This window comes from Bacillus tequilensis (genome assembly GCF_012225885.1).
Taxonomy (GTDB): Bacteria; Bacillota; Bacilli; order Bacillales; family Bacillaceae; genus Bacillus; species Bacillus tequilensis.
On record NZ_CP048852.1, the window covers coordinates 1,034,795 to 1,057,663 of the forward strand.

At 45.8% G+C, this 22,869-nt stretch carries 25 protein-coding genes and 1 pseudogene; 11 read left to right on the plus strand and 15 right to left on the minus strand.

Going from position 1 to position 22,869, the window contains the following annotated elements:
* Positions 1 to 35: 35 nt before the first annotated feature.
* The gene (locus tag G4P54_RS05470) at positions 36 to 431 is read right to left on the minus strand and encodes a YhfM domain-containing protein (RefSeq protein ID WP_167872019.1); all 396 of its coding nucleotides are present in this window, start codon (positions 429 to 431) and stop codon (positions 36 to 38) included.
* A 149-nt stretch (positions 432 to 580) separates the two neighbouring features.
* Here G4P54_RS05470 and G4P54_RS05475 point away from each other — a divergent pair, with 149 nt between their 5' ends.
* On the plus strand, positions 581 to 1,870 hold the full coding sequence (locus G4P54_RS05475) for a M48 family metallopeptidase (RefSeq protein WP_167872020.1): 1,290 nt from the start codon (positions 581 to 583) through the stop codon (positions 1,868 to 1,870).
* Positions 1,871 to 1,907: 37 nt separating this feature from the next.
* On the opposite strand, the gene aprE is transcribed toward G4P54_RS05475, so the two are convergent.
* Positions 1,908 to 3,053 carry a subtilisin AprE gene (gene aprE, locus G4P54_RS05480; RefSeq protein WP_167872021.1) on the minus strand — a complete coding sequence of 382 codons (1,146 nt, stop codon included), beginning with the start codon at positions 3,051 to 3,053 and terminating at the stop codon, positions 1,908 to 1,910.
* Positions 3,054 to 3,494: 441 nt separating this feature from the next.
* On the opposite strand from aprE, the gene G4P54_RS05485 reads away from it, so the two are divergent.
* From G4P54_RS05485 to G4P54_RS05495, 3 genes are all read left to right on the plus strand, one after another.
* Entirely contained in the window at positions 3,495 to 3,944 is a 450-nt protein-coding gene (locus G4P54_RS05485) for a GNAT family N-acetyltransferase (RefSeq protein ID WP_167872022.1), read from the plus strand.
* Positions 3,945 to 4,016: 72 nt separating this feature from the next.
* A complete protein-coding gene (locus G4P54_RS05490) occupies positions 4,017 to 5,009 on the plus strand; it encodes an acrylyl-CoA reductase family protein (RefSeq protein ID WP_167872023.1) in 993 nt (330 codons plus the stop codon).
* Positions 5,010 to 5,235: 226 nt separating this feature from the next.
* A complete protein-coding gene (locus G4P54_RS05495; protein WP_167872024.1) occupies positions 5,236 to 6,207 on the plus strand; it encodes an ABC transporter substrate-binding protein in 972 nt (323 codons plus the stop codon).
* 30 nt (positions 6,208 to 6,237) lie between these two features.
* On the opposite strand, the gene phoE is transcribed toward G4P54_RS05495, so the two are convergent.
* The 7 genes and pseudogenes from phoE to G4P54_RS05525 all read right to left on the minus strand — a co-directional run bounded on the left by phoE (position 6,238) and on the right by G4P54_RS05525 (position 13,092).
* Entirely contained in the window at positions 6,238 to 6,819 is a 582-nt protein-coding gene (gene phoE, locus G4P54_RS05500) for a phosphatase PhoE (RefSeq protein ID WP_167872025.1), read from the minus strand.
* A 58-nt stretch (positions 6,820 to 6,877) separates the two neighbouring features.
* Positions 6,878 to 7,984 carry an acetyl-CoA C-acyltransferase gene (locus G4P54_RS05505; RefSeq protein WP_167872026.1) on the minus strand — a complete coding sequence of 369 codons (1,107 nt, stop codon included), beginning with the start codon at positions 7,982 to 7,984 and terminating at the stop codon, positions 6,878 to 6,880.
* A 1-nt stretch (position 7,985) separates the two neighbouring features.
* Positions 7,986 to 9,425: an acyl-CoA synthetase gene (locus G4P54_RS05510; protein WP_167872027.1), complete on the minus strand. Its 1,440-nt coding sequence runs from the start codon at positions 9,423 to 9,425 to the stop codon at positions 7,986 to 7,988.
* 6 nt (positions 9,426 to 9,431) lie between these two features.
* Complete coding sequence (locus G4P54_RS05515; protein WP_167872028.1) at positions 9,432 to 9,992, minus strand: biotin transporter BioY; 561 nt, start codon at positions 9,990 to 9,992, stop codon at positions 9,432 to 9,434.
* A 134-nt stretch (positions 9,993 to 10,126) separates the two neighbouring features.
* Entirely contained in the window at positions 10,127 to 10,642 is a 516-nt protein-coding gene (locus tag G4P54_RS21615; protein WP_376746285.1) for a methyl-accepting chemotaxis protein, read from the minus strand.
* 288 nt (positions 10,643 to 10,930) lie between these two features.
* Positions 10,931 to 11,308, minus strand: a pseudogene (gene hemAT / locus G4P54_RS21620) (heme-based aerotactic transducer HemAT); the annotation flags it as partial.
* A gap of 254 nt (positions 11,309 to 11,562) precedes the next feature.
* Complete coding sequence (locus G4P54_RS05525) at positions 11,563 to 13,092, minus strand: FAD-dependent oxidoreductase (protein ID WP_167872030.1); 1,530 nt, start codon at positions 13,090 to 13,092, stop codon at positions 11,563 to 11,565.
* A 112-nt stretch (positions 13,093 to 13,204) separates the two neighbouring features.
* Between G4P54_RS05525 and G4P54_RS05530 the strand changes: the two genes are divergently transcribed.
* Positions 13,205 to 14,062, plus strand: coding sequence for an SDR family oxidoreductase (locus G4P54_RS05530; RefSeq protein ID WP_167872031.1), 858 nt, complete (start codon positions 13,205 to 13,207; stop codon positions 14,060 to 14,062).
* 26 nt (positions 14,063 to 14,088) lie between these two features.
* On the opposite strand, the gene G4P54_RS05535 is transcribed toward G4P54_RS05530, so the two are convergent.
* A complete protein-coding gene (locus G4P54_RS05535) occupies positions 14,089 to 14,322 on the minus strand; it encodes an IDEAL domain-containing protein (protein ID WP_024712927.1) in 234 nt (77 codons plus the stop codon).
* Between the two features lie 292 nt (positions 14,323 to 14,614).
* Here G4P54_RS05535 and comK point away from each other — a divergent pair, with 292 nt between their 5' ends.
* Complete coding sequence (gene comK, locus G4P54_RS05540; protein WP_167872032.1) at positions 14,615 to 15,193, plus strand: competence transcription factor ComK; 579 nt, start codon at positions 14,615 to 14,617, stop codon at positions 15,191 to 15,193.
* Positions 15,194 to 15,234: 41 nt separating this feature from the next.
* On the opposite strand, the gene G4P54_RS05545 is transcribed toward comK, so the two are convergent.
* Positions 15,235 to 16,134 (minus strand): SDR family oxidoreductase, encoded by a 900-nt coding sequence (locus G4P54_RS05545; protein WP_024712929.1) that lies wholly within the window; start codon positions 16,132 to 16,134, stop codon positions 15,235 to 15,237.
* Positions 16,135 to 16,338: 204 nt separating this feature from the next.
* Between G4P54_RS05545 and G4P54_RS05550 the strand changes: the two genes are divergently transcribed.
* A complete protein-coding gene (locus tag G4P54_RS05550) occupies positions 16,339 to 16,608 on the plus strand; it encodes an excalibur calcium-binding domain-containing protein (protein ID WP_024712930.1) in 270 nt (89 codons plus the stop codon).
* Positions 16,609 to 16,646: 38 nt separating this feature from the next.
* Here the strand turns inward: G4P54_RS05550 and G4P54_RS05555 are convergent, their stop codons facing one another.
* The 3 genes from G4P54_RS05555 to G4P54_RS05565 all read right to left on the minus strand — a co-directional run bounded on the left by G4P54_RS05555 (position 16,647) and on the right by G4P54_RS05565 (position 18,880).
* Complete coding sequence (locus tag G4P54_RS05555) at positions 16,647 to 18,116, minus strand: sodium:solute symporter family protein (RefSeq protein ID WP_167872033.1); 1,470 nt, start codon at positions 18,114 to 18,116, stop codon at positions 16,647 to 16,649.
* A complete protein-coding gene (locus tag G4P54_RS05560) occupies positions 18,113 to 18,313 on the minus strand; it encodes a DUF3311 domain-containing protein (protein ID WP_024712932.1) in 201 nt (66 codons plus the stop codon). Before G4P54_RS05560 ends, G4P54_RS05555 begins: the two co-directional genes overlap by 4 nt.
* Before the next feature lie 204 nt (positions 18,314 to 18,517).
* On the minus strand, positions 18,518 to 18,880 hold the full coding sequence (locus tag G4P54_RS05565; protein WP_167872034.1) for a YhjD family protein: 363 nt from the start codon (positions 18,878 to 18,880) through the stop codon (positions 18,518 to 18,520).
* A 148-nt stretch (positions 18,881 to 19,028) separates the two neighbouring features.
* Between G4P54_RS05565 and G4P54_RS05570 the strand changes: the two genes are divergently transcribed.
* The 4 genes from G4P54_RS05570 to G4P54_RS05585 all read left to right on the plus strand — a co-directional run bounded on the left by G4P54_RS05570 (position 19,029) and on the right by G4P54_RS05585 (position 22,437).
* Positions 19,029 to 19,652 (plus strand): TVP38/TMEM64 family protein, encoded by a 624-nt coding sequence (locus tag G4P54_RS05570; RefSeq protein WP_081719735.1) that lies wholly within the window; start codon positions 19,029 to 19,031, stop codon positions 19,650 to 19,652.
* Between the two features lies 1 nt (position 19,653).
* Entirely contained in the window at positions 19,654 to 20,160 is a 507-nt protein-coding gene (gene lepB / locus G4P54_RS05575) for a signal peptidase I (RefSeq protein WP_167872035.1), read from the plus strand.
* Positions 20,161 to 20,334: 174 nt separating this feature from the next.
* Positions 20,335 to 21,834, plus strand: a complete 1,500-nt coding sequence (locus tag G4P54_RS05580) for a monooxygenase (protein WP_167873828.1) — start codon at positions 20,335 to 20,337, stop codon at positions 21,832 to 21,834.
* Positions 21,835 to 21,909: 75 nt separating this feature from the next.
* The gene (locus G4P54_RS05585; RefSeq protein ID WP_167873829.1) at positions 21,910 to 22,437 is read left to right on the plus strand and encodes a MarR family transcriptional regulator; all 528 of its coding nucleotides are present in this window, start codon (positions 21,910 to 21,912) and stop codon (positions 22,435 to 22,437) included.
* Positions 22,438 to 22,463: 26 nt separating this feature from the next.
* On the opposite strand, the gene G4P54_RS05590 is transcribed toward G4P54_RS05585, so the two are convergent.
* On the minus strand, positions 22,464 to 22,661 hold the full coding sequence (locus G4P54_RS05590; RefSeq protein WP_167872036.1) for a hypothetical protein: 198 nt from the start codon (positions 22,659 to 22,661) through the stop codon (positions 22,464 to 22,466).
* Positions 22,662 to 22,869 lie beyond the last annotated feature (208 nt).

Consider the following 22,869-nt stretch of genomic DNA (forward strand, 5'->3'; position numbering starts at 1 on the left):
AAAAAAGCGAAGCGGCGAGCTTCGCTTTTTCATTTTCAATCCTTTGCTTCTTTTTTAATAATGTTTAGCAGCGCCTTTGTATCATTTTTGCTTAATTTGTAATATGTGCCGTCCTTCAAAAAAACGGCTTGCCGGCTCCCGTCAATCCACAGTCTGAATGAGTCGTACCGGTCTTTATGAAATTTGATTGTCCCTTCGTAATCAGGAGCTGCTGTTTTTTCTGTTTTCAGCTGTTTTCCCTGATTCATAATGTCCAGCATATCTTTGACATGCTGCCTTTTTTCAATCTTGATATCTTCCTGGCCGCTTGAAGACAGTGTAATCAAATCCGCGTCTACCGATTGATACACATCACCTGACCGGCTGTAAAGATAGAAAAATGCAATAAACACAAGACCGATTACCACGATGGCTGCCACTATTTTTTTCATTTGCATCACTCCAAACATTGTTAGTTTTCCCAGTGATCCGGGTTTCCATGCCTAAAAGGAATGAAAAGTACGGACACATAGCTTGGTTCTAAGAATTTCAATTTATGATTACAATAGAAGTAACGGGTTGATGTGAGGAGTGAGGCGTTATGCGCAAGTGGATTGCGGCAGCAGGGCTTGCTTACGTGCTGTACGGGCTGTTTTTTTATTGGTATTTTTTTCTGTCCGGTGATTCCGCAGTACCGGAGGCTGTGAAAGGGACGCAGGCTGACCCGGCTTCTTTCATGAAGCCGTCTGAATTGGCAGTGGCCGAGCAGTATTCGAATGTAAAGAATTTTTTATTTTTTATCGAGATTCCTCTTGATTGGTTCTTGTTCTTTGTATTGCTTGTCAGCGGCGCGTCAAAGAAAATCAAGAAGTGGATGGAAGCAGCCGTGCCTTTTCGGTTTTTGCAGATCAGTGGTTTTGTGTTTGTGCTTTCGCTGATCACAGCGTTGGTGACGCTGCCTTTAGATTGGATAGGCTATCAAGTATCGCTTGACTACAACATTTCCACACAGACAGCAGCGAGCTGGGCTAAGGATCAGGTTATCAGCTTTTGGATCAGCTTCCCAATCTTTACGCTTTGCGTTCTCGTGTTTTATTGGCTGATCAAAAGACATGAAAAAAAATGGTGGTTATACGCCTGGCTGTTAACAGTGCCATTTTCGCTGTTTCTGTTTTTTATTCAGCCGGTCATTATCGATCCTTTATACAATGATTTCTATCCGTTAAAAAACAAAGAGCTTGAAACCAAAATTTTAGAGCTGGCAGAAGAAGCTAATATTCCGGCTGACCATGTGTATGAAGTGAACATGTCTGAGAAAACAAATGCGCTTAATGCCTATGTCACTGGAATTGGGGCTAACAAACGGATTGTATTGTGGGATACGACGCTGAACAAACTTGACGATTCAGAAATTCTCTTTATTATGGGCCACGAAATGGGCCATTATGTCATGAAGCATGTTTATATCGGGCTGGCTGGCTATTTGCTCGTGTCGCTAGCCGGATTTTATATCATTGATAAGCTTTTTAAGCGGATGGTTCGCTTTACCCGCCGCATGTTTCATTTGGAGGGACGGCATGATCTTGCAGCACTGCCGCTGCTAATGCTTTTGTTTTCCATTTTGAGCTTTGCGGTTACGCCTTTTTCTAATGCTGTCTCGCGCTATGAGGAGAATCAGGCTGACCAATATGGGATTGAACTGACGGAGAATAGAGAAGCCGCTGTCAAAACGTTTCAGGATTTGGCTGTGACGGGACTGAGTCAGGTTGATCCTCCCGTGCTTGTAAAGATTTTCAGAGGCAGCCACCCTTCCATTATGGAACGGATTCAACACGCCGAAAAAGAGAATGCATCAGAGCATCCTGCCTCAGAACAGGACGCTGATCAATAAAAAGAAGCAGGTATGGAGAACCTGCTTCTTTTTTTTATTATTGTGCTGCTGCTTGTACATTGATTAAGCCTTTTCCATAGTAGAAAGAGTTTCCAAGGTTTGTTGCAGTGCTTTCTAAACGATCGCGGACCTGCGTGTTTGTCCAATTTGGGTGCTTAGAAAGAATTAACGCTGCTGCTCCGGCTACGTGCGGAGTCGCCATAGACGTTCCATTGTAAGAACCGTATTTGCCTCCAGGAAGTGTGCTTTGGATGGATACGCCAGGAGCCATCACATCAAGCTCAGAACCTACGCTTGAGAATGAAGCTCTTTGGTTGCTGCTGTCTACCGCACCTACCGCGATGGTAGAAGGATATTTCGCAGGATAGCCGACTGTGCTTGAGCTTCCGGATGTGCCTTCGTTTCCGGCTGCAACCGCAACGACGATACCGCTGGCAACGGCTTTGTCAACGACTGTTTTTAGCGCTGTAGAACCGGAAGGTCCGCCAAGGCTCATGTTGATCACGTCCATATTGTTGGAAATGGCCCACTCAATGCCGTTAATAATCCAGCTGTATTGGCCGCTTCCTGATGAGTTAAGAACTTTTACTGCATATAACGATGCGTTTGGCGCTACGCCCAGAACACCGATTGTGTTATTAAGAGCGGCAATCGTACCGGCTACATGTGTGCCGTGAGAACTGCCGTCCTGGTATGGGTTTGTTTCAGAAGGTACGAAGCTTGCTCCGCCTTTGACGTTTAAGTCAGGATGAGAAGAATCAATTCCGCTGTCAATAACAGCGACTTTTACGTTAGAGCCTGTGTAGCCTTGAGAGTGAAGAGCCGGCGCTTTAATTTGAGAAATGCCGTAAGGAACAGACTGCGCATATTCATGTGCAATATGATCTTCTTCCACATATGCAACGCTCGGATCTTGTTTTAGTTCTTTTACAGCTTTTTCATCCAATGTTGCTGCGGCTGCGTTCACATACTTAAATTGCTTTTGGACATTGCCGCCTTTTTCAGAAATAACGTCCTTTTTCTTTGCGGAACTCATAGCACTCATTGTCTGTTTAAATCCGACAATGTACTTCTTTTCTGTACTGCTTTTTCCTGCAGCCTGCGCAGACATGTTGCTGAATGCCATCGTAAAGATTAACGTTAACGCAAACAACAAGCTGACCCACAATTTTTTGCTTCTCACTCTTTACCCTCTCCTTTTGAAAAAATATTCAGATTAGCCTTATTTGGGCGACTATTCTGTAAATTTATTGTAATAGATGGAATAATATTTTAGTAGACCCATTTTTTCGCGATGATTTTATCTCTATTTAGGTATATCATCTCTCGCTATTTTTGTAGAGACTCGAAATAACTATTTTCATACAGAAAAGAACGAAAATAGACATGTGTAAATGTTCATTCCGCTGAGATTCCATCCTTTTTTAGGTTAAATGCTCCTGCGCCCCGGCAAATTCGTGTCGAAAAAAACACTTCAAATGGCCTGCATATGTTTCCGTGGGTTTAACGATTACTATTGTGATATTTTTTCAATGCATGCTGATAAAAGTATTCTGAAAAATGAACTTTACAGAAAATTCTATTGAATATAAAATGAAACGATTATAGAGAGGGAGGAAATACAATGAACATTCGCCAAGCAAACACATCAGATGCAACATCCATCGCGCCGTTATTTAACCAGTACCGGGAATTTTATAAGCAGGCGTCCGATTTGGAGGGGGCAGAGGCTTTTTTGAAAGCGCGTCTGGAACATGACGAGTCTATTATTTTGATCGCGGAAGAAAGAGGAGAATTCATAGGCTTTACCCAGCTCTACCCAACGTTTTCTTCTGTGTCAATGAAAAGAATCTACATATTAAATGACTTATTTGTTGCACCTCATGCGCGAACAAAGGGAGCCGGCGGACGGCTGCTGTCTGCCGCAAAGGATTTTGCTGCAGAAAATGGGGCAAGCTGTTTATCGCTTAAAACTGAACACCACAATCGGACGGCAAGAAGTTTGTATGAGCAAAACGGTTATGAAGAGGAAACTGCATTTGTTCACTATCATCTCAATGTGCCGGCTAAGTGAAAAATGGGAGCTTGATGATTTGGTTTTTTGGACGTTCTTCGGTTACGATAGAAATGAAAAGGAGTGTGCCGAATGTCAACGTTATTTCAAGCATTGCGGGCAGAGAAAAATGCCGATGATGTTTCAGTCCATGTGAAAACCATGTCAACAGAGGATTTGCCGAAGGACGGTGTCCTCATTAAAATTGCTTATTCCGGCATCAATTATAAAGATGGTCTGGCTGGAAAAGCAGGCGGCAATATCGTCAGAGAGTATCCGCTTATTTTGGGCATTGATGCTGCGGGTACGGTCGTCTCTTCCAATGATCCGCGTTTTACCGAGGGGGATGAGGTGATTGCGACAAGCTATGAGCTCGGTGTCTCCCGCGATGGCGGATTAAGTGAATATGCTTCAGTTCCTGGTGACTGGCTGGTGCCTTTGCCGGAGAATCTTTCATTAAAAGAAGCGATGATATACGGAACGGCTGGATTTACCGCGGCGTTATCGGTGCATCGGCTTGAACAGAACGGCCTGTCTCCGGAAAAAGGAAGCGTGCTTGTCACAGGAGCAACCGGCGGTGTCGGCGGAATTGCGGTGTCGATACTGAACAAGCGGGGCTATGAAGTGGCGGCAAGCACCGGAAACCGGGAGGCGGCTGATTATTTGAAGCGTCTCGGTGCAAGCGAAGTGATCAGCAGGGAAGATGTCTATGACGGAACGCTTAAGGCGCTGTCCAAACAGCAATGGCAGGGAGCGGTCGATCCTGTCGGCGGCAAACAGCTTGCCTCGCTGTTAAGCAAAATTCAATATGGCGGAGCTGTCGCAGTGAGCGGCTTAACGGGCGGGGGAGAAGTTCCCGCAACGGTGTATCCATTTATTCTTCGCGGGGTCAGCCTGCTCGGAATTGATTCAGTGTACTGTCCCATGGAGGTCAGGGCAGCCGTTTGGGACCGCATGTCTTCTGATCTCAAGCCTGATCAGCTGGAGGCTGTCGTGGACAGAGAAGTATCATTGGCAGAAGCGCCGGCAGCGTTAAAAGATATTTTGCAAAATCACATTCAAGGAAGAGTGCTTGTAAAGCTTTAACAGGTTAGGCTTGCAGAGAAGGCTGGGTTTTTCTGCAAGCCTTTTTGTGTACATCATGTTACGCTTTCGTTTGTTTTTGATCCATCCACTTCATTATGTGAGAAACGAGTTTTTCTTATAAGCTGAACTTTTCAAAAATAATTTGTGATAATGATTATCATTCCATGTTATACTATTTCTTGGACATCTTCATCGCAGAAACTATATACAGGAGAGACTGGAACGTATGAAAAAAACACTGATTATTCTTACAGTTTTACTTCTTTCTGTCTTAACGGCTGCCTGCTCATCTTCAAGCGGCAGTCAAAACAGCAAAGAAAATAAAGTCGCAATCACACATGATTTGGGGAAGACAAATGTGCCTGAGAATCCGAAGCGGGTTGTTGTTCTTGAGCTTGGTTTTATCGACACGCTGCTTGATCTCGGCATTACGCCTGTCGGGGTTGCCGATGACAATAAAGCAAAGCAGCTGATCAACAAAGATGTGCTGAAGAAAATGGACGGCTACACATCTGTCGGCACTCGCTCACAGCCAAACATGGAAAAAATCGCTTCATTAAAACCCGATTTCATTATTGCTGACACAACCCGTCATAAGAAGGTGTACGATCAGCTGAAAAAAATCGCGCCGACGATCGCGCTCCATAATTTAAATGCTGATTACCAGGATACAATTGACGCTTCACTTACGATTGCAAAAGCTGTCGGCAAGGAGAAGGAAATGGAGAAAAAGCTGACGGCGCACGAAGAAAAGATGAGCGAGACAAAGCAGAAAATCAGCGCGAACAGCCAATCCGTACTTTTGATTGGCAGCACAAATGACACGATTATGGCCAGAGATGAGAATTTCTTCACATCAAGACTTTTAACACAGGTTGGCTACCGATATGCGATCAGCACGTCAAGCAATAGCGAATCAAGCAATGGCGGCGATTCAGTGAACGTGAAAATGACGCTGGAGCAGCTGTTGAAAACAGATCCGGATGTGATCATCCTGATGACAGGAAAAACAGATGATATCAATGCGGACGGCAAACGCCCAATCGAAGAGAATGTGCTTTGGAAGAAGCTGAAGTCAGTGAAAAACGGGCACGTGTACCGCGTGGACCGCGCAGCATGGTCTCTGCGCCGCAGTGTGGACGGGGCGGACGCCATTTTGAATGAGCTTCAGAAAGAGATGCCAGCTAATAAAAAATAAAAGAAAAGACAGGCGGACGCCTGTCTTTTCTTATTTGATAAAGCCGGATAAGTGGCTGTTGATATTATAGTCTTTAATCCGCCATTTCTCTTCTGCAAATTCAATGTTGCTGAGACAGGCGTTGACAAGGCGTGTGCTTTGAAGCTCTGGATCACCGCCGGAGATTTCCGTCAGCAGTGCGTGAATGGCTGCGCCGTGCGCGACGAGCAGCACCTTCTGGTTTGGATACGCCTGATTCACTTTTACCAAACCGCCCATCAGCCTGTCAGTGAGCTCTTCCAGCGTTTCCATATTCGGATAGACTTTATCCGGATAGCGCTTTGTCCGTTCTTCCAGCAGCATGCCCTCCGCATCGCCGTAATCGCGTTCCTTAAAATCATCCATTTCAACAATCGGAAGATGCAGAAATTCATTAATGATTTCCGCAGTTCTTTTCGCTCTTTTCAGCGGGCTCGTTACAATGACATCCCAAGAAAAATCCTTTACGTATTCTCCGGTTTCTCTTGCTTGGCGTTCACCTGTCGCGTTTAGCGGGATATCAGTTTTGCCTTGGCATTTTTGCTGCCGGTTCCAATCAGTTTCTCCGTGTCTTACTAAACAAACAGCTGTCATATAATCCCCTTCCTGACTTTGGTCATACCGCTATTATACTAAACCGAAGCAACGCATCCTATGAAAAAGTCCAGGGAAGAATTTCAAATAATAAAGCCAGTCCGATTCCGCCGCCGCTTCCAATGGCCGCAACGGCATATTGACAGTCTGTCCGTCTTTGCGCTTCATAAAACAATCTTGTAACCAGAGCTGCACCCGATGCGCCATACGGATGACCCAGAGCTAACGCGCCGCCGCGCACATTGATTTTTGAAAAGGGGATACCGAGTTCTCGCGAGCAGACACAAATTTTGACGGCAAAGGCTTCATTGATTTCAAATAAATCGACATCTTCAGGTGTTATATTGTGTGCAGCTAAGAGCTTTCGGATCGCATCAACCGGTGCTGCGGGCGGATAGTTTGGGTGGATCCCGCTGACGGCGCTGCCGATAAACCGGAGCACAGGTTTAAGCCCCAGCGCTGCCGCTTTTTCTTCTTCCATTACAAGGAGAGCGGCCGCTCCGTCTGATATGCCGCTGCTGTTGGCTGCCGTGACTGTCCCGGAGCTGGTGTCGAAAACCGGTTTCGCACGGGAAATGATCGCTTCTATCGGCCGCTTTTTCAGAAATGCTTCGTCCGTCTCCAATTCTCCGAGCGGAACAATTTCTTCTCGGTAACATCCTTCATCATGCGCGCTTCTGCTGCGTTGATGGCTGAGAAGCGCATATTCATCCTGCATGCTTCTGCTGATGGAATAGCGTGACGCCGTATATTCTGCCGAGATGCCCATGTCGGGATCGCCGATAGACTCTGGAGAAAAGCGGGCCCGCTCTGAAAAAGGCGATTGGCTGCTGCTCTCTGAGCCGCCCGCGATATACATCGTACCGGCTCCCGCTTGAATGAGCGTGCAGGCATAGCGCACAGCTTCAAGGCCGGAGCCGCACTGTCTGTCAATCGTCATCCCGGGAACCGAAAAAGGCAGTCCGGCTTGCAGTGCTGACAGCCTGGCGAGGTTCCCGCCTCTGCCGGTCGCGTTCCCGAAAATGACCTCATCGATTTGATTCTCCAGCTTTCGGCTGAGACAGCTGATGATGGGGGCTGCCAAATCTTCCGGAAGAAATGGCTTCAGCAGCCCGTTCTGTTTACCAAAGATCGTTCGTTTTGCATTAACAATAACCGCATTCAAGTTACACTGCACCCTCTTTTAGCCATTTCTTCACGATGGAACGGGCGATTTTTCCGCTGCTCGTTTCTGGCAAGCTGTCTGTAAACACCCATTTTTTCGGTATTTTATAGGAAGCTAGTTTCTGTTTGCAGCAGGCTTTCAGCTTTCTGGCATTCGTATTTCCGTGAATGACGGCCGCGGCGATTTCTCCCCAATATTCATCAGGGATTCCAACGACAGCGGCTTTTTCAACTTCTGGACAGGAGAGAAGCACACGTTCAACTTCTTCTGGGAAAATATTTAATCCTCCGTACACGATCATCCCGTTTTCTCTTCCTGATATGTATAGAAAGCCCTCCTCATCGACACAGCCCATATCATCAACTGTCATCCAGCCGGATTCATCCGGTGCGCTGCCATTGACATAGCCGGAAAAACGCATCGGGCTTTTAACGAATATTTTTCCGATTTCCCCAGGCTGACAGCGTTCCCCGGCAGCGTTACGGATTTCAATCTGGACGTTGTGAAACGGGCGGCCGGCTGAATGGGGCTTCCGTTTGCTGTCTTCAGGTGAGGAATATGTCACAAAGCTAAGCTCTGATGTGCCGTAAAAATCGTATAGCTTGAGCTGCGGCCATGTATCGGCCAGCTTCTTCTTAGCTTCAGCCGGCCAGTCTGCACCCGATGAAATGATTTTGACGGGACAGTCTGGAAAGGCCCCAATCCGGGTGAGGGCATCTGTCATCGTCGGTACGGTATAGAGAACGCTGATTGATTCACGGTTCAGCCATTCCTTCGTTTGAGCGGGGGAGAACTTTTTCAGCAAACAAACGGTTCCTCCGAGAAACAAAGTGCTGACAGCCCCATATAGGAAGTGTGAGGACATTAACGTTCCGGGAATCAATACCGTATCATCTGCTGAAATTGAAAAATCTGTTTCCGTACAGGCAAAGCTCTCTATCCATGAGCGGTGAGATCGTGTGAAGGCCTTCGGTTTTCCTGTCGAACCTGACGTAAATCCCATGTAAAAGGGATGTTCAGGGTCAATCATAGGCAGGGATACAGCGGATGCCTCTGATATCGCTGCCATACAGTGATCCAGCAAAACAACAGGCGTTTTGCTTTCTATCAGTTTATTTTTGAAAAAGGCTGAAGTAACCACAAGATCCGCATTGCCTATGGCCAGGCGATCCTTACATTCTGCCGCGCTCCAGCGTATGTCGATAGGAATTGCGATGCATCCCGCCGCTGCGGCTCCGGCAAACAACTGTAAAAACGCAAGACTGTTTGGGAGCAAAATCGCCACACGGTTCGGCATCTTCGGCAGCGACCGCAGCCAATTTGCGGTTTGAGAGACAAGACGGACCCAATCCCGGTACGTGATTTGCTCTGATTCAGTATGTATGGCCACACGGCGTGGCGATGTTTCGGCAATAGCTGAATAGGGATGAGTAATTGTCATGAAATGTCAGCCTCCTTTTGTAAACATCGTATCGGAAAGAGACAAGGCTTGGGTGATTTTAATTGCCAGAAACGCGGATACAGCCGCTTTTATCAAATCACCAGGCACATATGCAAGACTCATGAAGGCGGCCTGTGAAAAATCAATATGCATCATAAAAGCTTGCACAGGTATACCGAGCAAATAAATGAAGATGATGCCGAATAGGATATGTGTGAAAAAGAGCCGCAATACAGTCGCCCTTCGCAATTTGGAAACGGCTAAACTGATCAGCCATGAAGCGAAAGGATAGGCGATCAAAAAGCCTGCGCTCGGTCCGAAAAAAACACCAAAGCCGCCTCGTCCGCCCGGCAAAAGCGGCGCTCCGAACGTGACAAGCAGCAAAAAGACAAGCTGGCTCAAGAAAGCAGATTTAGGCTTGAGGATGCTGCCTGCCAGCATAACACCAAGCGTTTGTAATGTAATCGGAACGGGTGTAAAAGATAAGAAGAGAGGGGGCATAAAGCCAAGCACGGCCATCAGCGCGGTAAAAATGGCAATATGCATCATGTCTATTAATCTAAGCATATGAAATCCTCCAAACCATAATTAAATATGGTTATACAATAAAGGCAGACAATTGTTATGTCAACGTTTTATTGATAAAGGTTAACATAATAGATATGAAAAAACCGGCTGCATGGCAGACCGGTTTTTAATGTTTATTCTTCTGTCAGTATGACAAGCGAATCAACAGAAGCGGCCACGTGAGAAACGGCTCGGCTGACTTCCTGAAGCCCTCCGAGAAAGGCCTGCAAATCGACGTCGATTTTGCCTGACTGCTCTTTGCTGATTTTCATGCTGTGGACAATTTCATCGAATAAGCGGTTAATTTGAGCCATTTTTTCTTTGCTATCGCTGACTAGTCCATTCACATCTTTGATATGTTTAGATACGATGTTGATTTGCATATTCGTATTGTTCACAAGCTCAGACACGGTAGAGACGGTTTTTTTCGTGTCTTCAGAAAGCTTCCGCACTTCATTTGCCACTACGGCGAAGCCTTTGCCGTGTTCGCCGGCGCGGGCAGATTCAATAGAAGCATTGAGTGAGAGAAGGTTTGTTTGTTCAGCAATACCTGTAACAATGCCGAAGATTTTTTCAATCTGCTGTGCGATCTCATCCAGCTTGACCATTTCTTTTTCGATTTGGACAAGGCTTGTGTCAATTTTGTTCATCTGTTTTTGCTGGATTTCAAGCTCTTTTTTCCCGCCGATTGACTTTTCTTCAACTGTGCTGGATGTCACTGTGCCGGCTTTGGATGCTTCGGAAATGCCTTCAGATTTGTCCACAAGCTCTTGGACAGATCTGCTCGTTTCTGAAAACAGATTGGCAATCGATCCAGAGGTGTCTTGAATTTTCTGATGAAGAAGGTGTTTCTTTTCCTCCTGTTCATCACGGGTTTGGCTGTATTCGCTTTGAAACGCTTCAAGTACAAGCTGCTGTTCTAGATTCAAGATTTTAGTTGTCGCTTTAATAGCTTTCAGCAGTTCTTGCTGATTTGTAATAGAGGCTTCGTAAATGTCAATCATTGACAGAAGTAATTCTTGGAATGCGCCCATATACCATTTTGGCAGAAGGCCGATTTTTAAATGAATGGAGGCGATTCGGTTTCGTTTTTCAATGAATTCATCATCAATCACGCCTGCAAACATTTCCTGAATATGCCGTTTTAGCGTTTGTTTTAAGCGGTCAACTGAGCTGTGGTCATGAATGATATCCATCAATGAGCTTTCGTGGTCAAGGTTTTTGTAAAACGCATCGACGATGGATACGATGTTGTCTTGTATGAGTGGCTGAAGCTGCTCTAACACGTAAAGCTCGGCATCTCCTAATCTGACCATTTTGAGCTGTTTTTTGACATCCGCATGTTTGTTTGTGAGCTGGATGCGGTTTTTTTGCTGTCCGTTTGCATCAGAAAAATAGGCTGTTTCTTGTTTTCTATCTTTTTTAAATAACAATCCAGTGATCCCCCTTGGGAAAAATAATGTTTAGTTTTTGGCTTTTTAAGCCTTTTTCTTTTTTATCGGTCAAGAGGAGCACGAATGAAGCTGCAAATTAAAAATATTTGTAAAAACCGTTCATTAAAATGAACGGTTTAATCAAGGTTTATTTGTTTTAAAGGTTTAATCGCCGGACCCTCTACAATCTCGCCGGTTGGTTTAAAGCGTGATCCGTGGCATGGGCAATCCCACGTGTGCTCGCCGTCGTTCCACTCGACCTCACAGCCCAAATGGGTGCACGTCGTATCGACGAGATGGAGGCAGCCTGTTTCATCCCGAAAAGCCCCCGCTCGCCTGCCGTTTATGGTGACAGCTTTCCCTTCTCCTGGCGCAATCTCGTCAAATTGGACATCAGGCTTTTCGAGCTTTCCTTTAATCAAATGCTTGGCGACATCGGCATTGTAGGAAATCACTTTCTGCAATCCGGGATTTAGATGGAAACGGGACGGCGTGAAAATGCTTTCGTATGGATTGTCTTTTTTCTCCACAAGGTCTGACAAAAGAGTGGCCGCGACAGCTGATGACGTCATGCCCCATTTTTTGAAACCGGTCGCGACAAGAATATTGTCCTCGTTTTCCGACATCGGTCCGATAAACGGAATTTTGTCAATTGACACAAGGTCCTGGGTGGACCAATAATACGAGATGTTTTCGATGCCGATGGTGCTTTCTGCCGCTTTTCTCAGTGTTTCGTAATGTGTCGACATGTCTTTTCCCTGGCCGGTTTTATGGCTTTCTCCGCTAAAGAGAATCAGTTTTTCTCCATTGGCGATGGTATAGCGGAGCGCCACTGACGGCTTATCGATACTCAAATACATGCCCTCGGGATATTCAATTTTCGGCTTGATGGCAAGGACATAGGATCTGTCAGCGTACATTCTCGTTGCATATAATCCGCCGCCATCATAAAAAGGGAAGTGGGAGCAGCATATGATAAAGCGGCTCTTAATGGCGTGCCGGTTTTTTGTGATGACTTCAGGCCTTTCTCCTTTTTTGATATCAAGCGCAACTGTGTTTTCAAAAACCCGTCCGCCTTTTTGAACAATCTGCCCGAGAAGCGCTTTTAAGTATTGCAGCGGATGAAATTGGGCTTGATTCTTCATGACAAGCGCCAGCTTAGAACCAACGGGAATCGGAAGTTCCTTGATAAGGTCTCTTTCAATGCCGAGCTTTGTGTATGCCTCGTGCTCAGTGCGGATTTTTTGCACAGCGTTTTCATCTGCCGTGTAAAGATAAGCATCTTGTTCGATCCATTCGCAATCAATTTGATGTTCATCCACAATTCCTTTTATGTAATCAATTGCGTTTTGATTTGCTTCATAATAAAGCCTCGCGTGATTCAATCCGAAATGGCGGATAAACTCATCGTAAATCATGTCATGCTGTGCGGTGATTTTAGCGGTTGTATGGGCAGTAGTGCCATTGAGAACCTGATTTGCTTCAATCAATACGACACGAAAGCCTCTCTTTGTGAGTTCGTACGCTGTTGTGATTCCCGTAATTCCGCCCCCGATAATGGTGACATCACATTCGGTATCCTCTTCAAGGGCCGGAAAAGAAGGCAGGTCGGTTGATGTTCTCCAGTATGTTTCAGGTGCTTCCTTTGCAAAATATGGATTAGCCAAGCCATTATACCTCCAATCAGATTTATCCCTTAATTTTTCCATATTCTATCTTTTCATACATAGGAAGCAGGCATTGTTCATAACCTAATAAGGTTGAAAAGGAGTGAGCTCATTGGCGAATCAAAAAAAGAAAACATTGCCGCCTCAGCATCAGAACCAGCAGCCGGGTTTGGAATATCTCATGGATCCCCGTCCGGTTTTTGATAAGCCGAAGAAAGCGAAAAAATTAGAGGGCAAAACCGCAATTATTACTGGAGGAGACAGCGGAATCGGACGCGCTGTATCGGTGTTATTCGCAAAAGAAGGGGCTAATGTGGTCATTGTGTATTTGAATGAACATCAGGACGCCGAGGAAACAAAGCAGTATGTAGAAAAGGAAGGGAGAAAATGTCTGCTGATTGCGGGAGATGTCGGAGATGAAGCGTTTTGCAATGATGTGGTCAGGCAGGCAAGCCAAGCGTTTCCGTCCATTGATATACTGGTCAACAACGCAGCTGAGCAGCATGTCCAGCCAGGCATTGAAAAAATCACAAGCCATCAGCTGATCAGAACCTTTCAAACGAACATTTTCTCCATGTTTTACTTAACAAAGGCAGTGCTGCCTCATTTAAAAAAAGGCAGCTCCATCATTAATACCGCTTCAATTACCGCTTATAAAGGGAGTAAAACGCTGATCGATTACTCAGCGACAAAAGGAGCCATCGTCACATTTACAAGGTCCCTTTCCCAGTCACTTGTTCAACAGGGCATTAGGGTCAATGCAGTAGCGCCGGGTCCCATTTGGACACCGCTTATCCCAGCCACCTTTGCGGCAAAGGATGTGGAAGTGTTTGGTTCAGACGTGCCAATGGAACGCCCGGGGCAGCCGGTGGAAGTGGCGCCAAGCTATTTATACCTTGCCAGCGATGATTCCTCATATGTTACAGGACAGACGATTCACGTCAATGGCGGCACGATTGTGAATGGGTAATAAAAAGCCAATCCTTAAGGATTGGCTTATTCGCTCTGTTTGAGCGTTGCATATTCTTTAGAGAGCGTCAAAAACGCATCTTTATCTTTTTCGTCCAAGGCTTTGTTGATTTGGTCCGTCAGCATGGTCAGACGGCGCTTATACAAGGATTCATCGAGCACCATTTGAATGTAGACATCCGTCATTGTGACATCAAATTCTTTTGTTTGTTGCGTGTTGCGGGACTTCATGAGCTCAGTGTACGATTTTTTCTCTTTCATAAAGAATCCCCCCAATGCCTTTTTTATAGTATATGGATAACAATCGAAAAAATCAATAAATTTTTATAATCTTTAGACAACTAATACTTGGCAATCTATCGACATATCCTGCAAAATGCCGTAAACCAGCAGATCCTATGGACGTAAAATCGGTTTATTACTAGTAATTTAGAGCTAATAAATATCATTAAAAGATGATTTTAGCTTATTTGGTAAAAAAAACTGTCGTTTTATAAAAACAGATGATAGATTATTAGTATAAATTTTGCAGAAAAAGGATGGAGGCCATAATATGAGTCAAAAAACAGACGCACCCTTAGAATCGTATGAAGTAAACGGCGCAACAATCGCCGTGCTGCCAGAAGAAATCGATGGCAAAATCTGTTCCGAAATTATTGAAAAAGACTGCGTGTTTTACGTCAGCATGAAGCCGCTGCAAATTGTCGACAGAAGCTGCCGGTTTTTCGGATCAAGCTATGCGGGAAGAAAAGCGGGAACTTATGAAGTGACAAAAATTTCCCACAAACCGCCGATTATGGTGGACCCTTCGAACCAAATCTTTTTATTCCCTACACTTTCTTCGACAAGACCCCAATGCGGCTGGATTTCCCATGTGCATGTGAAAGAATTCAAACCGACTGAATTCGACGATACAGAAGTGACCTTTTCGAACGGCAAAACGATGGAGCTGCCGATCTCCTGCAATTCGTTTGAAAACCAGGTTTACCGGACAGCGTGGCTCAGAACCAAATTCCAAGATCGAATCGAACACCGCGTGCCGAAACGGCAGGAATTTATGCTGTACCCGAAGGAAGAGCGGACGAAGATGATTTATGATTTTATTTTGCGAGAGCTCGGGGAGCGATATTAGAAAATAGAAAGGAGCTGACCGAACAGGACAGCTCCTTTGCTTTAGGCCGTCGGAATTCCGCCGGTGATGCCATATACCTGAGAGGTCACATAGCTTGAATTCTCTGAAGCTAGAAATACATAAACATCTGCTAATTCTGCCGGCTGTCCAGCTCGGTTTAGCGGTGATGGCGGTGTGCTTTGACCGAATGTCGGTATGTTTTCCGTCGGCTGGCCTCCGGAAATCTGCAGCGGCGTCCAAATTGGCCCAGGCGCAACTGAATTCACTCTGATGCCTTTGGAAGCCAGCTGTTTTCCCAGTCCGACAGTAAAACCGATAATGGCGTTTTTCGTTGCTGCGTAATCTAACAGCATCGGGCTTGGGTTGTAGCCTTCAACTGAGGTCGTAGTGATAATTGAAGCTCCCTCCGGCAAATACGGAAGTGCCGCTTTTACAACCCAGTAAAGGGAAAAGACGTTCACTTCAAATGTTTTATAGATTTGTTCAGTGGGCAGGTCTTCAATGTTTTGGACCGCTTGCTGTTTACCGGCAACCAGCGCCAGTACATCCAATCCGCCAAGTTCCTGATGGGCCTGTTTGACCAAATCCCGGCAAAAGGACTCGTCGCTCAAGTCTCCGGGGATCAGCACTGCTTTTCGTCCTTCTGCTTCTATCAGTTCTTTTACCTGTTCGGCATCAGGCTGCTCCGCAGGCAAATAGTTAATGGCCACATCGGCGCCTTCCCGGGCGTAAGCAATTGCGGCAGCGCGGCCAATACCGGAATCGCCGCCGGTGACAAGCGCTTTTCGGCCAATCAGTTTATCCGCTCCTTTATAGCTTTTTTCCCCGCAATCCGGCACCGGCTTCATGTTCTTTTGCAGGCCGGGCGGTTCTTGATATTGTTCAGGGAATTCATCGTGAAAAAATGCTGTTAAAGGATTGCTAAGGTTTGAATCAGACATCATCAACGCTCCTATTCTGTTTGGTGTATATTCGTACGTGTACCCCCGCAGCATATAGAGAAAAACATGTTTTGGCAGTTTGACTGCTGAAAGACAAAAAAACAGACTTACTTCTATATTTATCTTGTCAAATAAGATTGTATGAATTATGATAAATCCAGCTATAAAACAACTAAATATTGGATGGGAGATGGGTATATCGTCATGAAGAAAACGGCGGCGGTTTTGCTGTCACTCGGTCTCGTTTTCGGTTTTTCATACGGAGCAGATCATGTGGCGGAAGCTAAAACAAAGGTAAAGGTTTATAAGAACTGCAAGGAGTTAAACAAAGTATATAAAGGCGGGGTGGCCCGCACGTCGAAGGTGAAAAATAAAGGCGGAAAAACGAAGTACAAGCCTTACGTCTCTAAAACGCTTTATGATGCCAATAAAAATAAAGACCGCGATAAAGATTTAATCGCCTGCGAACGTTAAAGAAGAAAAAGCAATCTGATTTCAGATTGCTTTTTCATTTATGCCGCTTGATCAGCCGCGGCGCTTTTCGTTTTTCTTGTCGCCAAGCTTACTGCCGCCATGACCGTCATGTTCAAAAGCAGAGCGACTATGCCGACATTCAAGTCTTTTGCTGCTTGCGGCAGCGCCGGAATTAAAGTGCCAATCGTCGTTTCCGTCAATGTAATATAAGAAACCGCTCCGACACCTGTAATGATGCCGCAGAAAGCTCCTTGCTTCGTCACCATATTATGCTTGAACAGACTGAACAAAAGAGCCGGGAATAATTGTGTGACAAGGCTGTAGCCCATTAATAGCAGCGTAACGATGGTATTTCCTCCCCTGAAGGTAAAGTACACCGAAATCAGCGCGATCACTGGAACTAAACATTTGGCAAGCATTGAGACTTGCTGTTCTGTCGTGCGGGGTGCGAACACTTTGTACACATTTTTTGCAAACAGCGTGGAGGCGGACATTAAGATCATAGACCCCGGCACAAGCGCGGTCAGCAATCCGGCAGCGCCGATAATCCCGACAAACCAAGGGTCAAATGTTTGCAGAGACAGCCTCAAAAGCGATAGATCCCCGTCTGCGTCTTTCAGCCCCGGAACTTGCAGAATAGCGGCAAAGCCGACGAAAAGGACGAAGAGCAGGACCAGCTGGTATAAAGGCATGATGATGGCGTTTTTGCGAAACACTTTTGGGTTTTCGGCTGAATACGAAGCGGAAAACGTATGAGGCCACATGTAAAACCCAAGCGCTGTCAAGAGCACGGTGGAGCTGAACCACGCCGCACTTTGCCCCGTTTCCGGAAGCGTCAGAAAGCCCGGCTTTGCCGTTTCAATCTGCTGAAACATGTCTTGGAATCCGCCGTAATAATGAATCGGCAAATACACACCTAAAAACAGAACGACAGCCAAAATCATGATGTCTTTTACAACCGATATCCAAGCGGATCCGTGAATGCCGGAAACCATAACATAAACCGTGATGGAAACAGCTCCGATCCAGATGGCGGCGGCCGGAGAGATTTTGCCGTATGACGTTTCCGATACAATCAGTCCAAGGCCTTTCAGCTGCAGCACAAGATATGGAATAAGAGCGGCGATACCTACCAATGAGACGAGAACGCCAAGAAGCGGACTGTTATATTTTCTGGTGAAAAAATCAGACTGCGACATCAGCTTATGCTGTTTCGCGTATGTCCAAACCGCCGGCAGGAGCCAATAAGAAAGGATATAGGCCAGACAGCCGTAGGCGATGATGTAAAAGGCCGGCCCGCCTTTCCCGTAAGCCCAGCCGCTGCCGCCGAGAAACGTAAACGTAGTGTAAATTTCGCCTGCCATTAATAAGAAAACAAATACGGTTCCGAAGCCGCGGCCTCCAACGGTCCACTGCTCAAGGTTCATGTCTTTTCCTTTTTGGGCGCGTATGCCGAGAAAAATGCTTAAGAGCAGGACGCCGAAAATGATGATGAGCGCTGCGTTCATTCTGCTTCCTCCTTTTTATTTTCGTTGTCGAGGACATACACAATTGCCATCAGCGCAGAGGTCAAAAGAGCCCATATCACAATATAGGCCAGGATAAACGGCATGCCGAACACGTAGGGGGTCACTTTATTTGCAAAAGGGGTGCCGAGTAAGATTCCGATAAAGGGCAAGGCGGCGAGAATGTGAATCAGTTTCATAAAATCCTCCTTCGAATTAGGGTGGGGTATACAAGCCCGACCGTACTGAAAATGTTGTCGTCGAGATGACAGTACATGTCATTTTTTGGGGTGAAAGGCTGTGGTACGAATTATAAATAAATTTATTTTAATTGTATAGTGTGAATTGTCTGAAATTTTTATAGAATCGCCCGAAGGCGGAAGGAGCAGTATGATCCAAAAGGCTCAGGTCCTGTCCGGGGCGAATAGATAGTATGTTAATAATTCACTGACCTGCTCACGGATCCGCGGATTAAAATAGCGGTGCTTTTCTTCATAACGATCGATCACAAATACATAAAGTGTAAAGGCCTCATCGCGCTCCGCCTCGTGAATTGCAATTTTTCTTTTTCGCAGCTCTTTTCTGACCTCGATCAAATCCTTTTGTGCTATTTTTAATGATTCGCTGATAAGCTTTTTATAGGGATGTTTCAATTTTAAAGTGCTTTCCTCAATTCCGGCGAGATCACGGTTAAAAATCGTAATAGCCATGGGCAAAAAAAGCGCCCGTTCAATTAAATTGTAGTTTTCCTCCTGCAGATGCGGCATGCTGACTCCTTCTTTCGGGAACGTTTGTTCTGTTTATATTCTATATCGGCTGGTGAAATGATTCAAGACAGAAAAAATCACCAAAACTTTTTAGTTTTCTGCTGATAATGTGTAGAATAAGGATAGACAAACCCGGTAAGGAGTATAAATGTTGGAGCATTTTTTATCTTATTTCACGCAAGAACATGTAACTGAATTATTTCAAAGCTATAGGGCTTTCGGTCCTCTTATTGCTGTGCTGCTGCCTTTAATTGAAGCATTTCTCCCGTTTTTGCCGCTGATTGTGTTTGTGGTGGCGAATACGAATTCGTTTGGCTTGTGGGAAGGGTTCATTCTGTCTTGGGCGGGATCAACTGCTGGATCTATTCTTGTATTTTTGATCGTCCGTCAATACGGTCAGAGAAGATTGCTTGGATTTATCCGCAGTCATCCGTCGGTCAGAAAGCTGATGGTATGGGTGGAAAGACACGGCTTTGGTCCTTTGTTTCTTCTGCTTTGTTTTCCGTTTACACCGTCAGCGGCGGTGAATGTTGTTGCGGGTTTGTCAAGGATCGGAACGCGGCAGTTTATTTTGGCGGCAGCCTCGGGAAAGCTTGTCATGATTTTTATGATCAGCTTCATCGGATATGATCTGCACGCACTGATTACACAGCCGATTCGAACGGTCATTGCTGTATTGGTGATCACTGTCTTATGGTATGTCGGAAAAAAGGTAGAGCGGTATTTGCATGTGAGAGCCAGTCAGCATGAGCATGATGGAGGGAGACAGTAACATGAAAAAACGGTTTTGGTTTCTTGCCGGTGTAGTGTCCGTCGTTCTCGTCATTCAGGTTAAAAATGCCGTCTTCATTGATTACAAGGTGGAAGGCGTCAGTATGAACCCGACCTTTCAGGAAGGGAACGAACTGTTAGTCAATAAATTTTCGCATCGATTTAAAACCATCCATCGCTTTGATATTGTCCTTTTTAAAGGCCCTGATCAAAAAGTGCTGATTAAGCGGGTAATCGGGTTGCCCGGTGAATCAATCAAATATAAAGATGATCAGCTGTATGTGAACGGAAAGCGGGTTGCTGAACCATTTTTGAAGCAATTGAAGTCTGTTTCTGCCGGGAGCCATGTAACAGGTGATTTTACCTTGAAAGATGTGACAGGAACAAGCAAGGTGCCGAAAGGGCAATATTTTGTCGTTGGAGATAATCGCATATACAGCTTCGACAGCCGGCATTTTGGCCCGATCAGAGAAAAAAATATTGTCGGTGTGATTTCCGATGCTGAATAAAAAGACGTCAATTAAGGGCGTCTTTTTTGTTGTTGTTTGGAAAAATGTGTTGAAGAAAAATTTGCAAGAAGCTATAATCAATATTGTTACGGATGTAACAAAAATATGTTTATAATTTGATATGAGTTTATTTTCAAAGGGTTCATAATCGTTTTAAGTAAAACAAAAGGAGTGATCACGATGAATGTGGAAGCTGTGATTATAGGGGGAGGGCCGGTCGGATTTATGCTGGCTTCCGAGCTTGCGATAGCCGGGGTGAAGACATGTGTGATTGAGCGGCTTGAAAAGCCTGTTCCGCATTCCAAGGCGTTGACGCTGCATCCCCGCACGCTGGAGCTGCTTGAGATGAGAGGGCTGCTGGAGCGTTTCGTATCCAAAGGAAGCAAAATACCTTCCGGGCACTTTTCGATGCTGGATACCCGTCTTGATTTTTCTGCAATGGATACGAGCTGTCCTTACACGCTTTTGCTTCCGCAGGCTAAAACAGAGCAGCTGCTTGAGGAACATGCGCGAAGCTTGGGGGCAGAGGTGTTTCGAGGAGCAGAGGCGCTGTCGGTTACGCAAAACGGGGCAGAGGTGCAAACGATTTTCAAGGATCGTGACGGCAGTGTGCGGACGGTCACAAGCCAGTTTGCTGTTGGTGCCGATGGAGCCAGAAGTACCGTCCGGAAACAGGCGCAAATTGAGTTTCCGGGAACAGACAGCACCATCACCGCTGCCCTTGCAGATGCGGCGCTCCATTCTCCTCCGCCGTCAGGCGTGCTGTCCCTTTGCACAGAAGAAGGTGGTGTCATGATCGTTCCGCTTTCTCCGAAACAATACCGAGTCGTCGTGATCAGCCCTTATCGCACGCAGACGCCGAAAGATGTGCCAGTCACTGAGGAGGAGCTGAAAGCCGATCTCATACGAATCTGCGGGACTGACTTCGGTCTAACAGAGCCTTCGTGGATGTCGCGGTTCGGGAATGCCGCACGCCAAGCGAAGCGGTATCGGGACGGAAGAATCTTTCTTGCGGGTGATGCGGCGCATATTCATTTTCCAGCAGGCGGCCAAGGGCTGAATGTCGGCCTTCAGGATGCAATGAACCTCGGGTGGAAGCTGGCAGCAGCTGTGAAGGGCACTGCGCCGTTATGGCTTTTGGACAGCTACCATGAGGAGCGGCACCCTGCTGCGGAAGAGCTTCTGAGAAACGCGGAGGCACAGACGAAGCTGATCGATTTCTCTCAAGCAGGCCTCCATTTGCGAAGTATGATGTCTGAGCTGCTTGCCTTCCCTGAAGTAAATCGATATATAGCGGGGCAAATTTCTGCGCTCGATGTCAGGTATGAAGCTGATCCCGATATGCCGCCGCATCGTTTGAACGGGTCAAGGCTTCCTGACATGGAGCTGATTCTTTCCGACGGCAGTTCGGAACGGCTGTACAGCTTTCTCCAAAACGGGACATTCGTTTTGCTGTCATTGATACAAGAAGCTGATGATCATAGCCGAATAAAAGGCTTGCGCACGGTAACCGCCTCGCTTGCAGAACCAGATGGAAAATTGCGGGACGTGCATACAATATTGATTCGCCCTGATGGACATGTTGCATGGGCAATAGATGCATCGGCGCCTGATTGTGCCGGTGTGATTCAAACAGGGGTCAGCCGCTGGCTTTCCGTCACCAGCCGGGTGTAACGCAATTCGATTGTTTCATCTGTAACAAAACGGTATGATAGAAGAAACAATCGAATGGAAAAGGTGAAAAACCCGATGAACACAGATCATACGAAACACAAACTTTTTGAATTGTATGCGGAGCTCATTCACCAGCAGGAGAAATGGGAGGGGCTTATTAAAGCTTTTTTGGCTGACGAATTGAAGAAGCTTGATGCCGAGCATGGGAGCAAATCTCAATTGTCGATGACAGAAATTCATGTTCTTTCTTGTGTTGGAGACAATGAGCCGATCAATGTCACGTCGATAGCAGAAAAAATGAATACGACAAAAGCGACAGTGTCGCGCATCAGTACAAAATTGCTCGGCGCAGGCTTCCTTCACAGAACTCAGCTCAGCGATAATAAAAAGGAAGTTTACTTTCGTTTGACGCCGGCTGGGAAAAAACTGCATGGGCTGCACAAGTATTATCATCAGAAGGTCGAGCAGCGTTTTCTGTCTTTTTTTGACCAGTATACAGAGGAAGAGATTCTTTTTGCGGAACGGCTGTTTCGTGATCTCGTGACAAAATGGTATCCGTCGTCAGAAGAAATAGAAGAGGGTCTGCACAGCGTTTTTAAATAAAAAACACGCACTGAGGTGCGTGTTTTTCACGTTTCTTCTTTCTTTTTCAGGATGGCGAGGTAAATCAAATTTCCTCCGGCTAAAATCGTAAGTGGCAGTCCGGGGGAGCCGGATGTCACCAAATTGTAAATCAGCCAGATGCCTAAACATAATCCGTAATATAAATGCATTGCCTTGTCGGGATTGTCGCGCAGAAAACGCCCCTTTACCATTTTTTTTATCATAACGCCGCATTAATTTCAAGATTTCTCCTTTAGTTTACATGAATCGATCTTTGGCTTTAGATGAATGCTCAAAATACTTCGAGAGGATTTTTGGGATTACTTTTCTTTTAAAAGTATACAACTGCGTTTTCTGATAACTCTGCCACGTCTCCTTCAATTTCTTGATGTTCAACTATGGGCTTCTCGATCACTTGTATTTACCTTTGGT